A 20,151-nucleotide genomic window follows, 5' to 3' on the forward strand; every position below is an offset into this window, starting at 1 on the left:
GGCTGGGCGGAGGAGACCATCGAGCAGACGCTCACCTTCTTCCGGCTGCCGCGCCAACACCACAAGCACCTGAAGTCCACCAACATGTTGGAGCGCCTCAACGAGGAAATCCGCAGGCGCACCCATGTCGTGCGCATCTTCCCCAACGCCCAGAGCTGCCTGCGCCTCGTCAGGGCGCTCGCCGTGGAGACCAACGAAAATTGGATGGAGGCCAACCGCTACATCAACATGGACGACCTCAGAGAGCACAAGAAGCTCGAACTCCGAAAAGCCGCATGACCAGCACAATGGCCGCCCCAATTTGCAGAACTTGACGCACACAACCTCAAAATCGAAGGCGGATGACCGGGTTGGGTTCGCTCCGCAGCGTCCATTCCAGCAAATCTAGATAGCTACTTTCAATGCCCAGGAGGTGTTGTGCTCAATTGCTGGCGAAGCATAGCGCGGTAGCGTTGTTGGCTCCCTTTCAGATGAACGCGCATGGCGTCGCGAGCGGCGTCGGCATCCCCATCGGAGATCGACGACACAATCTTCCTATGCTCATCCTGAAGCTGCTTAAGATAGGGTTCGGCCGTGCGCTCAGTCGTCGTCGCTTGCAACGCAGCGCGCGGGATAATGTTCTTTCCCATCATCTCGAGGAATTCCACGAAGCGGGGATTGTTGGTGGCCGCAGCGATCGCAAGATGCAACTCGAAGTCAGCCGCCGTCGTCGTTCTGCCTTCATCGATACAAGCTTGCACTGAAGCGAGTTTTTCGATGAGGATTTCCTCCTGCGCTGGTGACCGACGGATGGCGGCAAGCCCTGCTGCTTCAGTTTCAACCGCCGCTCGAAGCTCAAGAATCTCGATTATTGATGAAATCCGTTCGTGGTCGACATCCTGGAATGGCTGAGGCTGCGGCACCGGAGGATGCAACACAAAAACCCCGGCGCCATGCCTGACTTCAACGAGGCGATCGGCCCGCAAGGTTGCAACCGCTTCGCGGATTACCGTTCGGCTGACTTGGTGAATGTCGGTCAGTTGAGCCTCAGTCGGCAGCTTGTCGCCCGGGAGATAGTCACCGGCGGCGATAGCTCTACGCAATGTGTCGCTTACTTTGCTGACAAGGGTTCCGCTTTGGGGACGGGCAAGTTTATTCATAACGGACTCGGCTTCGTTATTCAGAATATGCAGCGATCTCCTGCTACAGCGCAAGAAATGATATGATGAATCTTATATCGTATTATATCTTTGCACAAGCACTCACTGCGATGCCGATAGGCGCTGAAGAACAATCCCGTAAGTTACCCGAGGTCTACCGCAACTTCAAATTGGCCTCGGCTCTGCAGTGCTTCTCCCTCTTAATCGACACGCCGGCGGAACGGGCTCGCCAGTTGCGATCAAGTAATCTCATTGATGCCTCTCAAAGCTGTGATCCACGTCGGTCGGGTTCCGATACCACGCAGGGCAGCGGGGCAAAGCATGCCCTTGTCGTCGATCTTGTGGATGGCGAATTGATTGGTCTTCTCGCTGGCAACGAGCAGAAACCGGCCGGAAGCATCAAGCGAAAAAGCGCGTGGAAATGGCGCCGTCTCGATCTCGCCCTGCCACACCAGATCACCGCAGCTCGATATGTCGAAAATGCCAATGCGACCCGCATTACGCTCCGCCGCGTATAGCCTATTACCGCCGGCGCGAATGTCGCTCGCTTTTGGTGCGGATATCGAGATACTTTGAAGGATCGGCAGAGTTTGACCGGCGATCATCGCACCGTCCAAGGTCTCCGAGAAAGCTGTCACGGTGGCAGCTTTCTCGCTTATAACGAACCATGCGTCATTCATCGGCGAACGTGCGAGATGGCGCGGTCCGCTGCCGGCGGCAAGCCGCAACCGCCCCGCCTCCTCGATGTGGCCAAGCCCGGCATCGAAACGGTAGGAAACGATCAGATCCGCGCCCAGGCAAGGCACGAGAAGATGGCTGTTGTCGGCGGTTAAGGCAACAAAATGCGGATGGAGTGGTGTCGGGATTGCGCGCGTTTCATCCGGAAGCCCGTCGTCGCCAATATGACTGACCGACATCGAGTTGCCTGAGAAGGACGCACCGAACAGATAGCGTCCGGTGGCGTCGAGGCCGATATGGCATATGTCCGCCGGCAGAGGTGCCGTTCCGAGAAAGCCGAGATCATCGCCCGCAGGGTCGATCTCGAACACATAGACGCGATAGGGCAGGCCTCGAAACGCCGCGTAGAGATAACGCCCGTCCGGGCTCAGAGCCATGGGAGCCGACCCGTTGCGCCCTTCAGCATCCGGCAAGCTGCAGCGTTTCACAGGATGTGGGACGCCCTGCGTATCGAGATCGAACACATCCAGGCAGTGGTCCCCGGCGCAGTAGACGACAAAACGGTTTCGCATAGCGTTCTAGCGACCGGGAATCAGCGCCGGGTCGGCCAAGAATTCCTTTGCGGCCGAGCCGCCGCCCTGGAACTGATTTTCCAGTTTGCCGGCCTCTTCCCGATTCTCTCCAAAACGCGCGGCAAAGGTCTCGGCGTCGTCCCGCGGCTGATACCCGAGTTCATGGGCGCGTGCGTTGTCGCACCAGGCACGCTTGTTGGCCGAAATGCCGAACACCGTCTCGAAAACGTAATCCGCATTGAGACCTATCTCGACAAGAGCGGCCAGATCGCGAGGCGAAATCCAGGTGGATAATTCGCGGCGGCTGATTGGCTCTGGGCGGTATGAACCGATGCGGATGCAGAATGCCTTTACGCCAAACTTGTAGGCGTAGACACTTGCCAGATGCTCGCCAAAAGCCTTCGTGATTGCATAGCGGCTGTCTGGCCGCTGTGGATCGTCGTTCGAGATTTTCTCTTCTGGTCTGTAGAAACCGACCACATGGTTGGAGCTGCCGTAGACGATGCGCTCCACCCCGTGCGTGTGCGCAGCGTCCCAAAGATGGGTGGCCGCCATGATGTTGGGCCCGGCCAGGTCGGTCCACTGACCTTCCTTGGCGCGGCCGGCCATGTGGACAATCGCGTCGACCCCTTCGCAGAGGCGAGATGCGAAGCCGGCATCGCAGAGGTCGCCGATAACGATCTCCTCCTGATCGCCAAGCTGGCCGAAAGGTCTGATGTCGCTGCTGCGCAATGTGGCGCCTTGTTCGACAAGCCAGCGGCGCAGGTCAGAGCCGATGACACCTGCGGCGCCCGTCATGAGAATGCGTTTGCCCTTCACGCCGCCGCTCCTTGTAATGGATGGCCCTTCAGGAAGTCCAAAATCACATCACCGAACTCCGGCCGCGACGGCGCGTTGCCATGGGTTGCGCTCTCGGTTTCCACAAAAAGCCCGGCGTTGCCGCTTTGAAAATACCGGCCGTTCGTCATGCTTTTTCCTTCGCCGCGGCCGAGCCCGCGACCATGGCGACGCCAAATTCGGCTGCCGCCTTTTTCAGGTCGGTGACGATGCCATCGTTGAGGAGGACGCCATGCTGCAACATGTGCCTGCGCAGCGCCAGACCACGCTGGCCTGGCAAGCGTACCGGACGTGATGGGTCGCGCGGCGGATTGCTGCGCACTGCGGCCGCCAGCCAGCCGGTTTCCCGCAGGAACGCCTGCCGGCCGCCGAAAAATTCAGGATCGAGCACCTGGATAAACACGCCGGCCTGCCAGCCCGCGGCCCCATCGGCACGACCGTAGCCGGCAAGACCGTTGGCGAGCGCCTCGACCAGAAGGCCGAGACCGAAGCCCTTATGGCCGTTGTCGACCCCGCCCAGCGGCATGATCGACCCCACGGGTTCGCTGAACCGCACGGCCGGATCGTCGGTTGGGTTGCCCTGCGCATCGACAAGCGCATGGTAGCTGAAACGTTTGCCCGTCTTGTGCAGTCGGTTGACCATGCCATTCGTCGTCGCCGACGTGCTCACGTCGATCAGGATCGGATCGCCGTTCGTCGGTATGCCTGCCGCATAAGGATTGGTCGTGTAGAGCGGCACGGTGCCGCCGAAGGGCGCGATCATCGCCTGCGTGGGGTCGGACACGGCGAGCAAAGCGACCAGTCCGTGGTCGGTCACCGGCTTGAGATAGGAGGTTAACGCGGCGGTATGGTGACTGCGACGGATGGTGAGCGTAAAGGTGCCATAGGTCCGCGCACGCTCGACGCCCAGTTTCATGCCTTCGCTGATCAGCCATGGGCCCGGAAGCCCGCGACCGTCCCACAGGGCGGCTGCGCCGGCGTCGCGCACGATTTCCTGCGCACCGTCCGCCGTCATGGTTCCGGCCTTTAGCGAGGCGAGATAGGACGGCAGGAGTTGCAAGCCGTGCGTGTCATGCCCCATCAGGTCGCCTTCGACCAGAACCTCGGCCACAGCAGCGCCATAGCGCTCGGGCAGACCGGCCGCAGCCAGCAGATCGGTGGCGAAGCGGCATAGGGCGGTATGGTCAAACGATACTGCGGTCATGGTCACGCTCCGTGAATCGTACCGCCGCCGGCCTGGCGAGCGGCGGTGATGTCGTTCGCCATGGAACGGTCGTAATGGTGGCTGGCGTCGAACAGCATGCGCGAATAGGCTTGTTGCGCGCGTCCGCCCGAAAGATCGGCATAGTCGACGACCTCTTCGATCAGGCCTTGCTGCATGACGGCGAGCCGCCGGCACATATGCCCGATCACCGCCAAATCGTGGCTGACCAGCAGGTAGGTCAGCCCTTCACGGTCTCGGATGTCGCTTAGCACATTGAGAACCTCGGCCTGCACCGACACGTCGAGCGCGGAGGTCGGCTCGTCCAGCAGCAGGATGGAGGGTCGCAGGATCAACGCCCGCGCGATGGCCACGCGCTGCCGCTGGCCACCCGACAATTGGTGCGGATAGCGGAAACGCAGATGCGGCGCCAGGCCGACGTCGCGCAGGACCTCGGTGATGCGTCTGTCAATGTCGCCGATGCCATGGATGCGCAGCGGCGCTGCGAGCGTGGTCTGTACGGTGTGCTTCGGGTGCAGCGAGCCATACGGATCCTGGAACACCATCTGGATCTTACGGCAGCGTTCCTTGGTCAGTTGCGCGCCAACCGGCTGCCCATCGATCCGGATTTCGCCCGTCCAATGCGTGTAAAGGCCGGCGATGCAGCGCAGCACGGTCGATTTTCCCGAACCTGACTCGCCCACCAGACCGAACACCTCGCCTTTCTCGACGTCGAAGCTGACTGCGTCCAGGACCTTGGTTTCATTATCCTCCTCGCCGAAGACGATGGAGAGATTCTTGACTGAAATAGCCGTCATCATGCGCTCCTATACCGCTTCGAGCCAGCTGTCGTCGCGCTGGATCACCGGAAGGCGGTCGCGCTTCTGGTCTAGCCTTGGCAGCGAATTCAAGAGGCCCCTGCTGTAAGGATGCTGGACATTGTCGAGGTCGGCCGCGGCCACCGTTTCGACGATGCGGCCGGCATACATGATGATCACGCGATCACAGAACGAACGCACGAGGTTGAGGTCGTGGCTGATGAAGATCATGCCCAGGCCGCGCTCTTTGACCATATCGTCGAGGATAGCGAGGATCTGCAGCCGCACGGTCACATCCAGAGCCGATGTCGGCTCGTCTGCGATCAGCACCTCGGGATCGGAGATCAGCATCATGGCGATCATGATGCGCTGGCCCATGCCGCCTGAGACCTGATGCGGATAGAGGTCGTAGACGCGCTTAGGCGAGCGAATCTGCACGGCTTCCAGCATGGTCAGCGCGCGCTCGCGGGCCTCCCGGCTGGATACCTTGTGATGCGTTCGGTAGGCCTCGGCAATCTGTTCGCCGACGGTTGCGACAGGATTGAGCGAGTACTTCGGATCCTGCATGATCATCGAGATGTGGCGCCCGCGCAGGCGGCGCAACTCCTTCTTGCTCGCGCTGAGAAGGTCGACATCCTTGAACGTCAGCCGCTCCGCGGTGACGATAGCACTCGGCGGGTTGAGGCGCATGATGGCGCGACCGACGGTGGACTTGCCCGAGCCTGACTCGCCCACGATCGCTAGTTTTTCCCGGCCTAGGCTGAAGGACACGCCACGGATAGCCTGGAACACGCCGCGCTGCATCTGGAAGGCTACACGCAGATCGCGCGCTTCGATCAGCGGAGCCTGAACGGCCGCCGCGTCACTTGCTCTTGGGGTCGAGGACATCGCGCAATCCATCTCCGAACAGGTTGAAGGCAAGGCTGACCACCATGATCGCAACGCCTGGTGCAGTGACCAGCCACCAGCTGTCGAGCATGTATTCGCGGCCCGCGGAAGTCATCGCGCCCCACTCCGGCGTCGGCGGCTGTGCGCCGAGGCCAAGGAAGCCGAGGCCGGCTGCCGTCAGGATGACGCTCGCCATGCCCAACGTCAGCCGGACGATGACCGACGACAGGCAGACCGGGATGATCGAACCGAAGATGATCCGCAGCGAGGAAGCGCCCTGAAGCCGCGCCGCCGCGATGTAGTCCGAAGAGCGGATCGTCATGGTTTCGGCGCGCGCCAGGCGAGCAATTGCCGGCCAGCCCGTGAGTGCGATGGCCAGCACCGCCTGCTCGAGTCCCGGCCCGAGAATGGCCACGAAGGTCAAGGTTAGGATCAGACCGGGAAAGGCCAGGAACAGGTCGGTGATGCGCATCACGATCATGTCGACCATGCCGCCAAAATAGCCCGAAACCGTGCCGACGATCAGTCCGATCGGCCCGACGGTAATTGTCACCAGCGTAACGATGTAAAGCGTCACGCGCGAGCCATAGACGATGCGGCTGAAGATATCGCGGCCATATTCGTCGGTGCCGAACCAGTTTGCCGACGAAGGCGGCTTTAGCGCCATGGACAGGTTCTGCAGGTTCGGGTCGTGCGTTGCCATCCATGGTGCAAAAGCTGCCACAGCGATCAGCAGCAAGATGATGGTAAGCCCGGCAACGGCGAGCCCGTTGGACAGGAACGTGTGGATGCCTACCAGCAGCCGCTGCAGAAAGGCCTCGGTGACGGAGGTCGCCTCGCGGTCGAGGAAGGCGACTTTCTTCCGCTTTGCCGGCCCTTGGCTTGCCTGCGCACTCATTGGACGGTCCTTGGGTCGAAGATTTTGTAGAGAAGGTCGGCCAGCATGTTCAGAGTGATGAAGATCACGCCGACCAGCAGGACGCAGACCATGATGGCGTTCATGTCGCCGAGCAGCAGGTTGTTGGTCAGGTACTGCCCGAAACCGGGCCAGGCAAAGATCGTCTCGATCAGCACCGCACCTTCCAGCATGCTGCCATAAGTCAGCGCGATGACGGTCAAAAGCTGGACGCGGATATTGCGGAAGGCGTGATGCCAGACCACGTTCCATTCCGACACACCTTTGACGCGCGCGGCGGTGATGTATTCCTGCGACAACTGGTCGATCATGAAACTGCGGGTCAGCCGGCAGAGCGAGGCCATGGAGGCATAACCGAGCACGGTTGCCGGGAGGATGATGTGACGCACCGCGCTCCAGAACACTTCCGTGTCTCCGGCCAACAGCGAATCCACCAGGAGCAGACCAGTGCGGGTCTCGACGAGACCTTCATAGTAAATCTCGACGCGACCACCGCCGCCGACCCAGCCCAAATAAGAATAGAAAAGCAGCAGCCCCATAAGGCCGATCCAGAAGATCGGAACGGAGTGGCCCAAGAGCGTGACGATGCGGATGATGTGATCGGCGGAGCGGTTTCGCTGGACCGCAGCCAGGACGCCAAGTGGAACGCCTATGCCGGCGCCGATCAGCAGCGCCAGCGTTCCGAGTTCGACAGTGGCGGGAAAAACGCGGATGATATCGTCCAGCACCTGATGGCCGGTCAACAGCGCCGTACCGAAATCGCCCTGCACCATACGCGAGATGTATATGCCGAACTGGACGATGATCGGCTGGTCGAGACCGAGCCGCTCATACGTCGCCTGATAAGTTGCCTGGTCCGCATCGGGACCGACGAGCCGCGACACCACGTCGACCGGCATGACCTGACCGAGAAAGAATGTCAGCGTCACCAGCAGCAACAGAGTGACGAGCACCGATGCCAGCGATTGCGCCGCCCGCTTGAGTTTGTTGCGTTTGAAGAACCGGCCCATCGCATTTCCTGATCGCATGGAGCCCGCCGAGACGGGCGGTGCGTGGCGGCTGGAAAGCCGCCACGCCTTGGGAGGACTACCGCTGCTTGTGGGTATCGCGATAGCGCGTGTTCTCGAACGGATGCGGCACGTAGTCCACCAGATCCGCCTGATAGACGACAGTCGAGTAGCTGAGTGAGATCGGCTGCAGCGAGGGAACTAACTCTTCGTAAAGAAGCTGGATGTCCTCGTACATTTTCTTCTGCTTTTCAGCGTCCGGTTCCAGCAAGGCCGTCTCGAGCAAGGTGTTGATCTCCTTGCTCTGGAAGCTCGTCCGCCACGCCTGGAGGGTGAACAGCTTGGCGTCGTCGGCATTGTTGGGATTGTAGACCAATGACAGGAGCGCCGAATAAGCGTTGGAGCCGTTGCGGTCGCCGCCGCGACCGACAATAAACTCGAAATCGCGGGCGCGCATGGCGCCATAAACCTGATCGCCATTGCCTGTCAGGATTTCAGCCTTGATGCCGCCCTGTGCCAGAGAAGCCTGGATGGCGGTAGCAATGTTCACAAAAGGCGATTCCGCCAGAACGCGGATCGTTGTGCTGAACCCATCAGGAAAACCAGCGTCCGCAAGATACTTCTTGGCCAGCTCAGGATCGAACTTGTACATCGGATCGGGCAGCGCGCCGCTCAGGCCGTGCGGAACCGGGCGCTGCAGAAGCTTGCCATAAAAGGGCAGGATCGTGTTGTTGATGCCTTCGTAGTCGATCAGATGTCGCAGCGCGAGGCGAACATTCTTGTCGGCGTATTTCTCGTTCTTCATGCTGGCGGCGAGATAGTAGACGTTGCCCGAGCGCACCTCGGCCGTCTTTAGCTTCGCGTCGGTCTGCAGGGCAGTGATGTCGCTAACCGCCATCCCCATGCCGATGTCGATGTCGCCACGCTGCAAAGCCAGACGCTTGGTCTGCGATTCCGGCATATGGCGATAGATGATGCGGCGGAACTTGGGCGCTTCGCCCCAGTAATCGTCCGAGCGCTCCAGGATCACGGCGTTGTTGGCCTGCCAGCTGCGCAGCACATAGGGCCCGGAGCCTGCGCTGTTGGTGGTGAGCCAGCCCTGCCCCTCGTCGCCATCCTTGGCGTGTTCGAGCGCCAGCTTCTTGTCGATCACCATCAACACGCCGGTCGACGCGATTGCATCGATCAGCAGCATCGGATCGTTGGGCTTGGGCAGTCGGATAACGAGTGTATGCGGGTCTGGCGCGGTCACCAGTTCTGGGATGTTTTCGACGGTGTAGCCGTAGACGCGCAGCGTGGATCCGCCAATGCCCAGCTTGAACGCTCGCCAGAACGACCAGATGAAGTCTTCCGCGGTCAGCGGGTTGCCGGAGTTGAAGGTAACGTCGTCACGCAGCTTGAACGTGATCGACATATGGTCGTCGGCGATCTCCCAGCTCTTGGCGAGGCGGGGATGGTAGGTGCCGAGCTTGACCGGATCGGCCTCGACGAGTTGGTCATAGACGTTGGAGTTCATCTCCATCGACTCGCGACCGCTCATGGCCGAGGGGTCGAGCGACAGCATGTTCACCAGACTGACGCCAATGACCAACTGGTCCTCGGGGGTCGCCGCCGGCGCAGGTGCGCTGCCCAGACCGACAAGCGCACTGACAGCGAGCGCTCCTAGCAGATTGCGGAATTTCATGCTTCTCCTCCAGTAAGAAATCCCGGCCGACGAAATGAATTCATCCGACCAGATTGGCTTCGATGTAGTCGAAATCGATATCCTCCCCGAGGCCGGGCAAGGGCGAGCCATGGACGTAACCGTCCGCATCCATTGGATCGACGAGGCCGCGCAGATATTCCGGCGGCTTCTCGTAATCGAGGAACGGGTGCAGCAGGCCGCGCTCGTACCAGTCGCAATTGGAGCTCGACAGGCACAGTGCGAGGTTTGCCGCGCCGTTGCCGTGGATTTCGCAATTGAGCCCAAAGGAATGCGCGGTATGCATAACCTTGAGCGAAGGCGTGATGCCGCCGGCATTCAACACGCCGGTGCGCAGGATGTCGCTGGCCTCGTGCTTGACCCATTCCGCACGGCTGCGATTCTTGCCTGATATCGTTTCAGGCCCGAGAACCGGAATGTCGAGCTTGTCTGCCAACCAGATGTAGGAGGACATGCTGGTCTCATCCATCGGCTCTTCGATCCACTCGAACGCTAGCTTTTCAAGCGTCCGGCCGATCTTCAGCGCGTCGGTCCGGCTAAACCAATGATAACCGTCCAACATCAATTTGATCTTTGGGCCGACCGCTTCGCGCACCGCAGTGCAGAGGTCGATTTCCATCTGCGCGTCGGGAGCGCCCGCTATCGGCGGAAACCAGCCGTGCAGCTTGATTGCCTTGTAGCCGGCTTCGACCAGCTTTACCGAATAGGCAGCATAGTCGTCTGGGCTGGAAAGCCCACCGGGAACGTCGTCTCCTGACATAATCGAGCCATAGGCGAGAATCTTGTCGCGATAGGCACCGATGAGCTTGTAAACCGGCATGCCCGCCTTGCGTCCGGCCAGATCCCAGAGGGCCTGGTCGATTGCGTTCAGCGACCGATCGTTGAAGCGGCCGCCGGCTCGCCGCTGGCGATGCGTCATTTCGGTGAACAGACGCTCTCGTGCAAGCGGGTCCTGGCCGATCAGGACGGGGCGAACATAGTTGTCGAGAATTGCAGCGCTGAGTTGCTCCGGATGCTGGAAGGAAAAACCTTCAGTGCCGTCATCGGTTAGGATGCGCAGCATTGCATGAGCAACACGCTTGCCCGAACCGAAATGAGCATGGCCGGTGGCGCCTTTCGAGCTGTAGCTGGTGTAGTGGAACACATCCGTGCGGACATCGACGATTTTCAAAACTTGCTTCTCCGGAGAGAGACAGCGACATTTGCTGAAACGCAATCCAGCAGACTCGCCAACGACTATACGAAGCGTGCTAAGTCATCATACCTATCTTGTCAACCTCACGGCGGTCATCGCCTATGTTGAAGACACATCGAGATTCTCGGATAAATCGAGCCAGTTTTGCGGCTGTTACAGCCCCCTTGCCTAGCCTCCAGAAGGAGGAATCCTTGATTTACCCTCTCCAGAGATGACAGATGGCAAATTTTCATCATACATATTATTGACAGATATTATGTACGGCATTATGCAACGCCATCAAGTGAGGCAGTGAAAAGGGTTTGTCATGGACGCTCAGCATCTCAAAACGGTACTCGGCGCGGGTTTGCTGTCGTTCCCGGTCACTCATTTCCACGAAGATGGGTCGGTGAACCACGAGTCCTATCGCAGGCATGTCGAGTGGCTCTCCGGATATGAAGCGGCTGCGCTGTTCGCGGCCGGCGGCACCGGCGAATTCTTTTCGCTTCACCCCGACGAAATCCCCGGCGTGGTGGCCTCGGCGAAGGAAGCAGCGGGGACGACACCCATCATTTCCGGCTGCGGCTACGGCACTGAACTTGCCGTTTCCATTGCAAAGTCTGTTGAAAAGGCAGGCGCCGACGGCATCCTGCTTCTGCCGCATTATCTGATGGATGCCCCGCAGGAAGGTCTCTATCGCCACATCCGCACCGTCTGCCAGTCTATCGGTATCGGCGTCATGGTTTACAACCGTGACAACTCGATTCTGCACGCCGATACGCTCAAGCGGCTTGCTGACAAATGCCCGAATTTGATTGGCTTCAAGGACGGCTCAGGCGATATCGGTCTGGTGCGCCAAATTACCGTCACCATGGGCGACAGGCTGACCTATCTCGGCGGCATGCCGACGGCGGAACTGTTCGCCGAGGCTTATCTCGCCGCCGGATTCACCACCTATTCGTCGGCGGTATTCAACTTCGTGCCCGGCCTCGCCATCGATTTTTACAAGGCGCTGCGCGCCGGCGAAACGACCAGGTGCGAAAAAATCCTCGCCGACTTCTTTTACCCCTTCATGGCGATCCGCAACCGCAACAAGGGCTATGCCGTCTCCGCTATCAAGGCAGGCGTCCGGCTTCAGGGCTTCGCTACCGGCCATGTAAGACCTCCCCTCGTCGATCTCACTCCAGAGGAAGACGACATGATGGCGCAACTTATCCAACCCTATAGAAAATGAAAATCGAGCGCGTTAACACGCATCTCCTCGACTTCCGGCTCGACACCGCGTTCGAAAGTGCATCGATGCGTTTCGACACGCGCACGCACATCCTGGTCGAGATCGTCTGCGACGACGGCACGACCGGCTGGGGCGAATGCCTCGGACCTGCACGGCCCAACGCGGCCGTGGTCAAAGCCTATGCCAACTGGCTGATCGGGCAGAATCCGCTTGAGACCGAAAAGATCTGGGCGACGCTTTACAACGCTCTCCGAGACCAGGGCCAGCGCGGACTGACTGTCACTGCGCTCTCCGGCATCGACATCGCGCTGTGGGACATCAAGGGCAAGGTGTTCAACCAACCCATCTCAATCCTTCTTGGCGGTCGGTTCCGCGAGAAGGTGAAGGCCTATGCCACCGGGTCGTTCAAACGTGACGGCGTCGACCGCGTCAGCGACAATGCCGAGGAAATGGCCCGCCATCGGGCAGAAGGCTTTCACGCCGCAAAGATCAAGATCGGCTTTGACCTCGAGGAAGACCTGCGGGTCCTGCGCGCGGTGCGCGAGGCTGTGGGCGACGACATGCGACTGATGGTCGACGCCAACCACGGCTATGACAGCCTTGATGCGATTGCCTTCGGCAAGCGCGCTGTCGACTATGGCGTGGACTGGTTCGAGGAACCGGTGCCGCCCGAACAACTCGCCGCCTACAGGGCGGTGCGCGAAGGCCAGCCGATCCCGGTCGCCGGCGGCGAAACCTGGCATACGCGCTGGGGCATGCGCGAAGCGCTCGAAACCCGCGCGGTCGACATCGTCCAACCGGACCTCTGTGGTGTCGGCGGTTTCAGCGAAGCCAAGCGCGTGATGGACATGGCGAGCCTCTACGGTGTCCGCGTCGTTCCACATGTCTGGGGAACCGCCGTGCAGATCGCGGCGGCCCTGCAATTCATGGCCTCCCTCGTGCCAGACCCGATGCGCGGCAGGCCGCGCGAGCCGATCTTGGAATTCGACCGGACGTTCAATCCGTTTCGACAGGCGGTGGTCAAGCAACCGCTGGAGCACTACAAAGGCGTTGTCACGATCCCGGACGGTCCAGGGCTCGGTATCGAAATCGACCGCGATGCGCTCACTGAATATCGTTTGAAGGAAACATGATGCTGGTTCGCAAGCTCGAAGGCAAAGCCCCTGTCCACGCCTTGCCCGCAGGCTCCATAGATAGCCAGATGCATATGTACCTGCCCGGTTTTCCAGCGCAGCCGGGTGGACCGGGACTACCACCCGGCGCACTGCCGACACCGGACGACTATCGCAGGCTGATGAACTGGCTCGGCATCGACCGCGTGGTCGTCACCCAGGGCAATGCCCACCAGCACGACAACGGCAGCCTCCTCGCCTGCCTGAAGGCCATGGGCGACGTCGCCCGCGGCGTGGCGGTCATCGGCGGCGATACAAGCGATGCCGAGATGCAGCGCCTGAGCGACGCCGGCATCGTCGGCGCCCGCATCATGGACCTTCCGGGCGGCGCGCGGACGCTGGTGGATATCGAAGCCGTCGACGTACGCACCGCACAGTTCGGCTGGTGCATCGCCGTGCAGTTCGATGGCAGCACACTGCTGGAACACGAGAGCCGCCTGTCGAGACTGAAAAGCCGATGGATCCTCGACCACCACGGAAAGTTCTTTTCCGGCATCACCCCCGACGATCCGAAGGTCGATGCGGTCAAGCGGCTGATCGACGGCGGCAACTGCTGGTTCAAGTTCGCCGGCTGTTACGAATCCAGTCTCACCGGCGGTCCGGACTACAGCGACATCGCAGCGGTTTCGCGCCTTATCGCCGAGTATGCTCCCGAGCGCATCGTCTGGGGCACGAACTGGCCGCATAACGCCATGCAGCGTACTGAGGATTATCCGGACGACGCTGCCCTGCTCGACACGGTGATGTCGTGGTTCCCTTCGGATGCGGCCCGTCACCGGGCGCTTGTCGACAATCCGCAGGATCTTTTCCAGTTTCCCGCCTTCAACGGCTGAGAAAACTACAGCCATGTTGAGACGCTGCACGAGGGCGGCACCTGAACACGCATCAAGCGTAGCGGCCAGACGCCTGGCTGACTGCTGTAAACAGGCCCGACTGGCTCGACTGCCGCAACGCGGCGGTCACATAGACGCTTTCCAGCGCTTTCACGCCCTTGACCAGTGTGTGCGACACGCGGGACGGATCGGCCAAGCTGAGCGTCATATCCTCGAACACGTTGCGCGGCGGCTGGTCCGGAATCGGCGCGTGATCGGCGATGTCAGGCACCTTCCAACCGGTGATGCCGTTGCCTTCTACCGTGGCGCTGCCGGTCTCTCCATGAATCTGCGCACGCTTGATCGTCGCACCGCCGTAGCGGCCGTTTGGCCGTTCGCTCGGAAACGTCGTGGTCACGCTCAAGGTGGCGAAAGAGCCGTTGCGGAACCGCAGCACGGCACTCGTCACATCCTCCGCATCCATGTCGTGCGCAAGCGTGGCGCTGATCGAAAAGACACTTTCCACCGGCCCTTGATACCACAGCAAATGATCGATGGGATGGACGCCTTGGTTGAGAAGGCAGCCGCCGCCCTGGCTCGCTATGCCTCGCCAGCCCGAGCCCTCATCGTAGTAGCTCTGGGCACGATGGCATTTGTTGATGTAATCGCCCTGGATCAGGCGCCCCAACCGGCCCTCGGCAATGGCCTTGTAGATGCTGTATGGCGCTTCCTGGTAGCGCGTGTCGAATTCCACCACCAGTTCGACACCGGCCGCGTCGGCCGCCGCCAGCATCGCCTCGCCGGCTTCGACGGTCACCGCAGTCGGCTTGCTGACGATGACATGCTTGCCCGCCTTGGCTGCGGCAATCGCGATTTCGCTGTGCAGGTCGGTCGAGGTGTAGACGCCGACGACATCGATGTCATCACGCGCGATCAGCGCCCGATAGTCGGTTTCGGCAGCGGCGCCATACCGCTCGGCCACCGCTTGCGTACGCTGCGCATCGCGGCCGCAGACCGCCACGAGCGTCGCACCCGGCAGTTCATGCACCATCAAGCAGCGCGATTCTCCGAACGAGGTGCCGATGATCCCGACGCGCATCAATTAACCTCATTGGCGGCGATGAAGTCCCAGTCGATGTCCCAGCCGATGCCGGGGCCGGTGGGCACGTGGACAAAACCGTCCTTGTCCATCGGGTCCTCCAGCGTGGCGAGCCAAGGGGTGCGCTTGGTGTAGTCGATCAGCGGGTGCAGCAGGCCGCGCTCGAAGAAACGGCCTGGAATCTGCATTGCGCCCAGTGCCTGGAGCGTCGCGGCGCCGTTCTGGTGCAGTTCGATCGACATGCCATGCGCTTCGGCCAGGTGTATGGTCTTCATCATAGGCGTGATGCCGCCGACATCGAGAACCCCGGTGCGGAGGATATCGCAGGCTCCTGCTTTCACCCATTCGGCGCGCGTCCATATCTGCCCAGGCGCTGTTTCCGGCCCGCAAATGTCGAGATCGAGTTCGTTGCACAGCCATGTGTAGGAACTCACGCTCGCCTCGCGCATCGGTTCCTCCATCCAGAGAAAACCGAGCTCCTCGATGGCGCGGCCGATCTTCTTGGCCTCTTGCCGGCTGTACTGGTGATAGGGATCGAGCATCAGATGCATGCCATCGCCGACGCGCTTGCGGACAGCCACGCACATCTCGATGTCGCGGTCGACCGATGGCGCGCCGGGAACCGGCGGCATCCATGGATGCATCTTGAAGGCCGTATAGCCCTCTTCCTTGCACTGCTCGGCGAAGTCGGCATAGGCCTCAGGGCAGGTCAGGCCACCCTTGAGGTCGGCATCGCCGCACATGGTGCTGGCATAGGCCGGAATCTTGTCTCGAAAGGCGCCGAGGAGCTTCTGCACCGGCAGGCCCACAGCGTGCCCGGCAAGGTCCCACAGCGCGACGTCGACCAGCGCCATATGCGCGTCCGACAAGGTCGAGCCGTTGCCGCGCTGCAGTTCCGAAAGCTTCTGCCAGATTTTTTCGCGGTAAAGCGCGTTTTCGCCGATCAGCATCGGCTTCAGGGTTCGCTCCACCAGATCCGCCGGCACGCCGAAGGCATAACCCTTGGCGCCGCCGCGGGTTTCGATCTCAAAGAGCGTCTGCCGCGCCTCGTTGGGCGGACCAGGGTGCGAATGGCCGAAGCCACGGCGGATGAAGGATGTGTAGGTGAACACACGCACGCCGAGCCGCGTGATCTCCATGTCCCTGTCTGCGATCATTTGCCTGCTGCCATTTTCTTGAGATCGTCGTGGGCGACCTGGTTGCGCAGCGCCTCGCCGCGCAAAAGCCTGCCGATGTTGTCGCCGATGAGCTTCAGAGCGCGCTGGCGCGTACCGAAGGTAGTGCCCGAGAAATGCGGGGTCATCAGCATGTTGAACTGATGGAACGGCAGGTCGGCCGGATAGCCGTCGCGGCCAGACCCGTCTTCCTCTTCGTGCCACCAGCAATCCATCGCGGCACCCGCCAGATGCCCGTTCATGAGGGCGGCGAACAGATCGCGCTCGACGATCAGCGGACCGCGCGTGATGCTGACGAGATAACTTCCCCGCTTCATCGCCGCCAGCCGATTGACGTCGATCAGGCCTTGTGTCGTTCCCGTCAGCGGCGCGGTGATCAGCACATAGTCGGCCTGTGCGAGCGCTGAATCGATGTCCTTGTATCCATAGGCGAAGGCGCGTGCATGCGGCCGGTCGCCGTAGCTGTCGGGATTGCGCGTGACAATGCCGACACGCATACCGAAAGCCTCGGCTCGCAGCGCCGTCGCCTGGCCGATGCTGCCGTAACCGACGATGCAGAGGGTCGAACCGTAAAGCTCCGGTCCTCGCCTGCCTTCCCAGCGGCCATGCGCCACCAGCGTTTCATGCGCGCGCAGGACCTGCCGCGACAGCATGATCATCGCCATGATGGCATGTTCGGCAATCGCTATGTCGCCGCTGTCGGCGGTGGCAATCTTGATCGAGCGTTCGGCCATCAGATCGGGGATGCCGTCGCGCAAGAGAAGGTCAACGCCGTGTCCGGTCAGGTTCACCAGCTTGAGACCGGTTGCCGCTTCCAGATAGGGTCGGGTGACGGTGCGCATCAGGCCGGTGTGGATGTCGATCCGCGGCGCAAGCTTCAGCTTGGCCGCCTGGTCGAGGCGACTGCCGCCCTCGATGATTTCGACCTCCTTCGGCCACGTCTCGATCACCGCGCGTTCCTCGGGCGGGATATCCCAGTCGACCAAAACCCGCATCGTCATGCCTCCTGTTCCTTCGTCGCCGTTTCTCCGACAAGCTCCGGCGAGGAGGCAAGCAGAAGCCGCGTATAGTCGTCGCGAGGATTGGCAAAGATGGCCTGCGTTGGCCCCTGCTCGACGATCCTGCCCCGGTTCATGACGATCACCTTGTCGGCAATCAGCCGCACCAGCGCCAGATCGTGCGAGATGAAGATGCTGGTGAAGCCGATCTCCTGTTGGAGCGTCATCAGAAGCTTTATGACCTGAGCTTGGATCGACACATCAAGCGCCGAGACCGGCTCGTCGAGGATCAGCAGGTCCGGCCGCAAGGCGAGCGCGCGCGCAATCGCAACACGCTGGCGCTCGCCGCCCGACAACCGCGCCGGATATAGCGACGCATAGGCCTGCGGCAACCCGACCTGTTCGAGAAGAGCGGCCACCCGCTGCGGCCATTCGCGGCGCGGGGCGACCGAGGAATGCACCCGCCAGGGTTCGGAGACGAGTTCGAATACCGTGCGGCGCGGATGCAGCGAGGCGTAGGGATCCTGGAAGATCATCTGGATATGACGGCGAGTGGCGCGCATCTCGGCTGCCGTTAGGCCAAGCAGGTCCTTGCCACGATACAGAATGCGGCCGGAGCTCGCATCGAGCAGGCGCAGGATGGTACGCGCCAGCGTCGACTTGCCCGAACCGGATTCGCCGACCACGGCCAGGATTTCGCCTTCCGCCACCTCGAAGTCGATGGCATTGAGCGCGGTCACCTGCCCGAAATGCTTTGTCAGCTTCTCGACCTTCAAAACGGAGGTGACGGCCACTTTGGTGTCAGCGGCCATCGAACATCTCCTGCGCGAAGTGGCAGCGGCTTTGCCGGCCATCCGCGACGGTGACGAAGTCGGGCTCGCGTTCGCTGCACATGCGCACAGCGCGCGGGCAGCGCGGCGCAAAGGCACAGCCCGTGAACACCGCCGACTTGTCGGGCGGATTGCCGGCAATCGGCTTGAGCTCGGACCAGTGCTTCACCGACCCGGGATTAGAGCCCAGCAAGGCGCGTGTATAGGGGTGCGCTGGACGGTGGAAAACGTCGTCGATCGGTCCGCGCTCCACGACGCGCCCCGCATACATCACCACCAGCTTGCGGGCGACCTGACGGGCGACCGCGAGATCGTGCGTGACGAACAGCAGCGCCATGCCGCTGTCGCGCTGCAACTGGCTGATCAGCTTGAGAATGCCCGCCTGGACCGTGACGTCGAGCGCGGTCGTCGGCTCGTCGGCAATGAGCAGGCGCGGCTTCAGCGCAATCGCCATGGCGATGCAGATGCGCTGGCGCATGCCGCCGGAAAATTGATGCGGATAGTCATCCAGGCGGCTTTCCGGATTGACGATGCCAACCTGCAGCATCAGCCGTATCGCTTCCTCACGCGCCTGCTGCCCCGACCAGCTGAGCCTTACGGTGAATATCTCGATGATCTGGCTACCGATCGAGAAGACCGGGTTGAGCGCATCGAGCGAGTCCTGGAAGACCATGGCGATGCCCGGTCCCCGAACGGCGCGCAGAGAGGCCTCGCTGCGTCCGACAAGTTGCATGCCGTCGAACTCGACCGATCCCGCGACTTTGCCGGGCGGATTGATCAGCCCCATCACCGCCTTGCCGGTGACACTCTTGCCGGAACCGGATTCACCCAAGATTGCGACACTCTCGCCGGGCATGATGTCGAGGTCGATGCCACGTACCGCATGGGTGCGCCCGTAGCGCACACGCAGTCCGGCGATCGAAAGAAGCGGTCTCGCCGACGTCTCACCGGCGGGGCGTTTGAGGATTTCGGTGGTCATGGCCGCGCAGCCTCCTCGCGGGACGCGGTGACCCCCATAGCAGCCGCCTGCAGCGGGTCGCCGCTGGCGCGCATCCAGTTGGACAGGAGGTTCGCGGCCAGTGCGGTTACGAGAATTGCGAGGCCCGGAAACACCGTCGCCCACCAGGCCCGCGTCAGATATTCGCGGCCTTCCGAAACGATGGTACCCCAGTCGACATCGGGCCGTTGCAGGCCGACGCCGAGGAAGCTCAATCCGGCAGCCGCCAGCATCACGCTGGCGATTTCGAGCATGGCGACCGTCATGACCGTGGGTACGACAAGCGGGCGGATGTCACGCCAGAGGATGCTGCTTGTACCCTTGCCCAGCGCACGGGAGGCTTCTACGAAGACCCGTTCGCGGATTTCCAGCGTCTGGGCACGGGACACACGCAGATAGATCGGCAGCCGCGCCACCGCCAGAACCAGGATGAGGTTGAGTATGCTGGGTTCGAGCACGAATAGCACCGACAGCGCCAGGAGGAGCGATGGAACGGTCACGATGATGTCGCTAATGCGCATCAGCGCGGCATCCACGACTCCACCTATATAGCCGCTGACCATGCCCAACGTGGTGCCAATGGTAGCGGCCAGCGCCACGGTCGCGCCGGCCACCAAGAAGCTGGTCCGTGCACCGACGATCAACTGCGCCAACATGGGGCGTCCAAGCGCGTCAGCGCCGAGCACATAGGCCCAGCCGCGTTCGAGACTGAACGGGCGAAAGAAACGCAACCGCAAATTCTGCGTGTTGGCGAGGTCCTGCAGCAGCGGCGCGCCGATGATGGCCACAAGCAGCAGGAAGATGAGGACCAAAGCCGACAGAAGCGCTACAGGCGAACGCAACAGCAGGGCGAGGCGGCTGTCCGCAGCGAGCCGGCGACGTGGAGGGGTCAACGAAAGGGT

Annotated in this window: 21 protein-coding genes; 4 read left to right on the forward strand and 17 right to left on the reverse strand. The window is 61.5% G+C overall.

Translation table 11 applies throughout. From position 1 onward, the window contains the following. Positions 1-279 (forward strand): transposase (locus ICI42_RS21140; RefSeq protein ID WP_188166597.1); only part of this gene is annotated, 279 nt, incomplete at its 5' end. Between the two features lie 119 nt (positions 280-398). Here ICI42_RS21140 and ICI42_RS21145 read toward each other — a convergent pair. From ICI42_RS21145 to ICI42_RS21195, 11 genes are all read right to left on the reverse strand, one after another. Further along, positions 399-1,139 carry a FadR/GntR family transcriptional regulator gene (locus ICI42_RS21145; protein WP_188166598.1) on the reverse strand — a complete coding sequence of 247 codons (741 nt, stop codon included), beginning with the start codon at positions 1,137-1,139 and terminating at the stop codon, positions 399-401. Positions 1,140-1,378: 239 nt separating this feature from the next. Then, positions 1,379-2,389: a lactonase family protein gene (locus tag ICI42_RS21150; protein ID WP_269140802.1), complete on the reverse strand. Its 1,011-nt coding sequence runs from the start codon at positions 2,387-2,389 to the stop codon at positions 1,379-1,381. 6 nt (positions 2,390-2,395) lie between these two features. Continuing rightward, a complete protein-coding gene (locus ICI42_RS21155) occupies positions 2,396-3,208 on the reverse strand; it encodes an NAD-dependent epimerase/dehydratase family protein (RefSeq protein ID WP_188166600.1) in 813 nt (270 codons plus the stop codon). Continuing rightward, complete coding sequence (locus ICI42_RS21160; protein WP_188166601.1) at positions 3,205-3,357, reverse strand: hypothetical protein; 153 nt, start codon at positions 3,355-3,357, stop codon at positions 3,205-3,207. The genes ICI42_RS21155 and ICI42_RS21160 overlap by 4 nt, the downstream gene beginning before the upstream one ends. Beyond that, positions 3,354-4,430 (reverse strand): Ldh family oxidoreductase, encoded by a 1,077-nt coding sequence (locus ICI42_RS21165; protein WP_188166602.1) that lies wholly within the window; start codon positions 4,428-4,430, stop codon positions 3,354-3,356. Before ICI42_RS21165 ends, ICI42_RS21160 begins: the two co-directional genes overlap by 4 nt. A gap of 2 nt (positions 4,431-4,432) precedes the next feature. Next, positions 4,433-5,248 carry an ABC transporter ATP-binding protein gene (locus ICI42_RS21170; protein WP_210317441.1) on the reverse strand — a complete coding sequence of 272 codons (816 nt, stop codon included), beginning with the start codon at positions 5,246-5,248 and terminating at the stop codon, positions 4,433-4,435. Between the two features lie 6 nt (positions 5,249-5,254). Then, positions 5,255-6,133 (reverse strand): ABC transporter ATP-binding protein, encoded by an 879-nt coding sequence (locus tag ICI42_RS21175; protein WP_188166604.1) that lies wholly within the window; start codon positions 6,131-6,133, stop codon positions 5,255-5,257. Further along, entirely contained in the window at positions 6,108-7,031 is a 924-nt protein-coding gene (locus ICI42_RS21180) for an ABC transporter permease (RefSeq protein ID WP_188166605.1), read from the reverse strand. Before ICI42_RS21180 ends, ICI42_RS21175 begins: the two co-directional genes overlap by 26 nt. Next, entirely contained in the window at positions 7,028-8,077 is a 1,050-nt protein-coding gene (locus ICI42_RS21185) for an ABC transporter permease (RefSeq protein WP_407945192.1), read from the reverse strand. The genes ICI42_RS21180 and ICI42_RS21185 overlap by 4 nt, the downstream gene beginning before the upstream one ends. A 58-nt stretch (positions 8,078-8,135) precedes the next feature. Beyond that, a complete protein-coding gene (locus ICI42_RS21190; protein ID WP_188166606.1) occupies positions 8,136-9,740 on the reverse strand; it encodes an ABC transporter substrate-binding protein in 1,605 nt (534 codons plus the stop codon). A 40-nt stretch (positions 9,741-9,780) separates the two neighbouring features. Further along, positions 9,781-10,929 carry an enolase C-terminal domain-like protein gene (locus ICI42_RS21195; RefSeq protein WP_188166607.1) on the reverse strand — a complete coding sequence of 383 codons (1,149 nt, stop codon included), beginning with the start codon at positions 10,927-10,929 and terminating at the stop codon, positions 9,781-9,783. Positions 10,930-11,260: 331 nt separating this feature from the next. Between ICI42_RS21195 and kdgD the strand changes: the two genes are divergently transcribed. The 3 genes from kdgD to ICI42_RS21210 are packed head-to-tail and all read left to right on the forward strand — an operon-like array spanning position 11,261 to position 14,171. After that, complete coding sequence (gene kdgD, locus ICI42_RS21200; protein ID WP_188166608.1) at positions 11,261-12,166, forward strand: 5-dehydro-4-deoxyglucarate dehydratase; 906 nt, start codon at positions 11,261-11,263, stop codon at positions 12,164-12,166. Beyond that, positions 12,163-13,299, forward strand: coding sequence for a mandelate racemase/muconate lactonizing enzyme family protein (locus tag ICI42_RS21205; protein WP_188166609.1), 1,137 nt, complete (start codon positions 12,163-12,165; stop codon positions 13,297-13,299). The genes kdgD and ICI42_RS21205 overlap by 4 nt, the downstream gene beginning before the upstream one ends. Continuing rightward, positions 13,299-14,171, forward strand: a complete 873-nt coding sequence (locus tag ICI42_RS21210) for an amidohydrolase family protein (RefSeq protein WP_188166610.1) — start codon at positions 13,299-13,301, stop codon at positions 14,169-14,171. Before ICI42_RS21205 ends, ICI42_RS21210 begins: the two co-directional genes overlap by 1 nt. 52 nt (positions 14,172-14,223) lie before the next feature. Here ICI42_RS21210 and ICI42_RS21215 read toward each other — a convergent pair whose 3' ends face one another. Genes ICI42_RS21215 through ICI42_RS21240 form a run of 6 tightly spaced genes read right to left on the reverse strand, consistent with a single transcriptional unit; the run spans position 14,224 to position 20,142 of the window. Then, positions 14,224-15,249: a Gfo/Idh/MocA family protein gene (locus tag ICI42_RS21215; RefSeq protein ID WP_188166611.1), complete on the reverse strand. Its 1,026-nt coding sequence runs from the start codon at positions 15,247-15,249 to the stop codon at positions 14,224-14,226. After that, complete coding sequence (locus tag ICI42_RS21220) at positions 15,249-16,406, reverse strand: mandelate racemase family protein (protein ID WP_230980489.1); 1,158 nt, start codon at positions 16,404-16,406, stop codon at positions 15,249-15,251. The genes ICI42_RS21215 and ICI42_RS21220 overlap by 1 nt, the downstream gene beginning before the upstream one ends. Further along, a complete protein-coding gene (locus ICI42_RS21225; protein ID WP_188166612.1) occupies positions 16,403-17,425 on the reverse strand; it encodes a 2-hydroxyacid dehydrogenase in 1,023 nt (340 codons plus the stop codon). The genes ICI42_RS21220 and ICI42_RS21225 overlap by 4 nt, the downstream gene beginning before the upstream one ends. Continuing rightward, complete coding sequence (locus ICI42_RS21230; protein WP_188166613.1) at positions 17,422-18,234, reverse strand: ATP-binding cassette domain-containing protein; 813 nt, start codon at positions 18,232-18,234, stop codon at positions 17,422-17,424. The genes ICI42_RS21225 and ICI42_RS21230 overlap by 4 nt, the downstream gene beginning before the upstream one ends. Next, entirely contained in the window at positions 18,224-19,231 is a 1,008-nt protein-coding gene (locus ICI42_RS21235; protein WP_188166614.1) for an ABC transporter ATP-binding protein, read from the reverse strand. The genes ICI42_RS21230 and ICI42_RS21235 overlap by 11 nt, the downstream gene beginning before the upstream one ends. Continuing rightward, entirely contained in the window at positions 19,228-20,142 is a 915-nt protein-coding gene (locus tag ICI42_RS21240) for an ABC transporter permease (protein WP_230980490.1), read from the reverse strand. The genes ICI42_RS21235 and ICI42_RS21240 overlap by 4 nt, the downstream gene beginning before the upstream one ends. Between the last annotated feature and the right edge of the window lie 9 nt (positions 20,143-20,151).

Source organism: Oryzicola mucosus, assembly GCF_014534685.1.
GTDB classification, from domain to species: Bacteria; Pseudomonadota; Alphaproteobacteria; order Rhizobiales; family Rhizobiaceae; genus Oryzicola; species Oryzicola mucosus.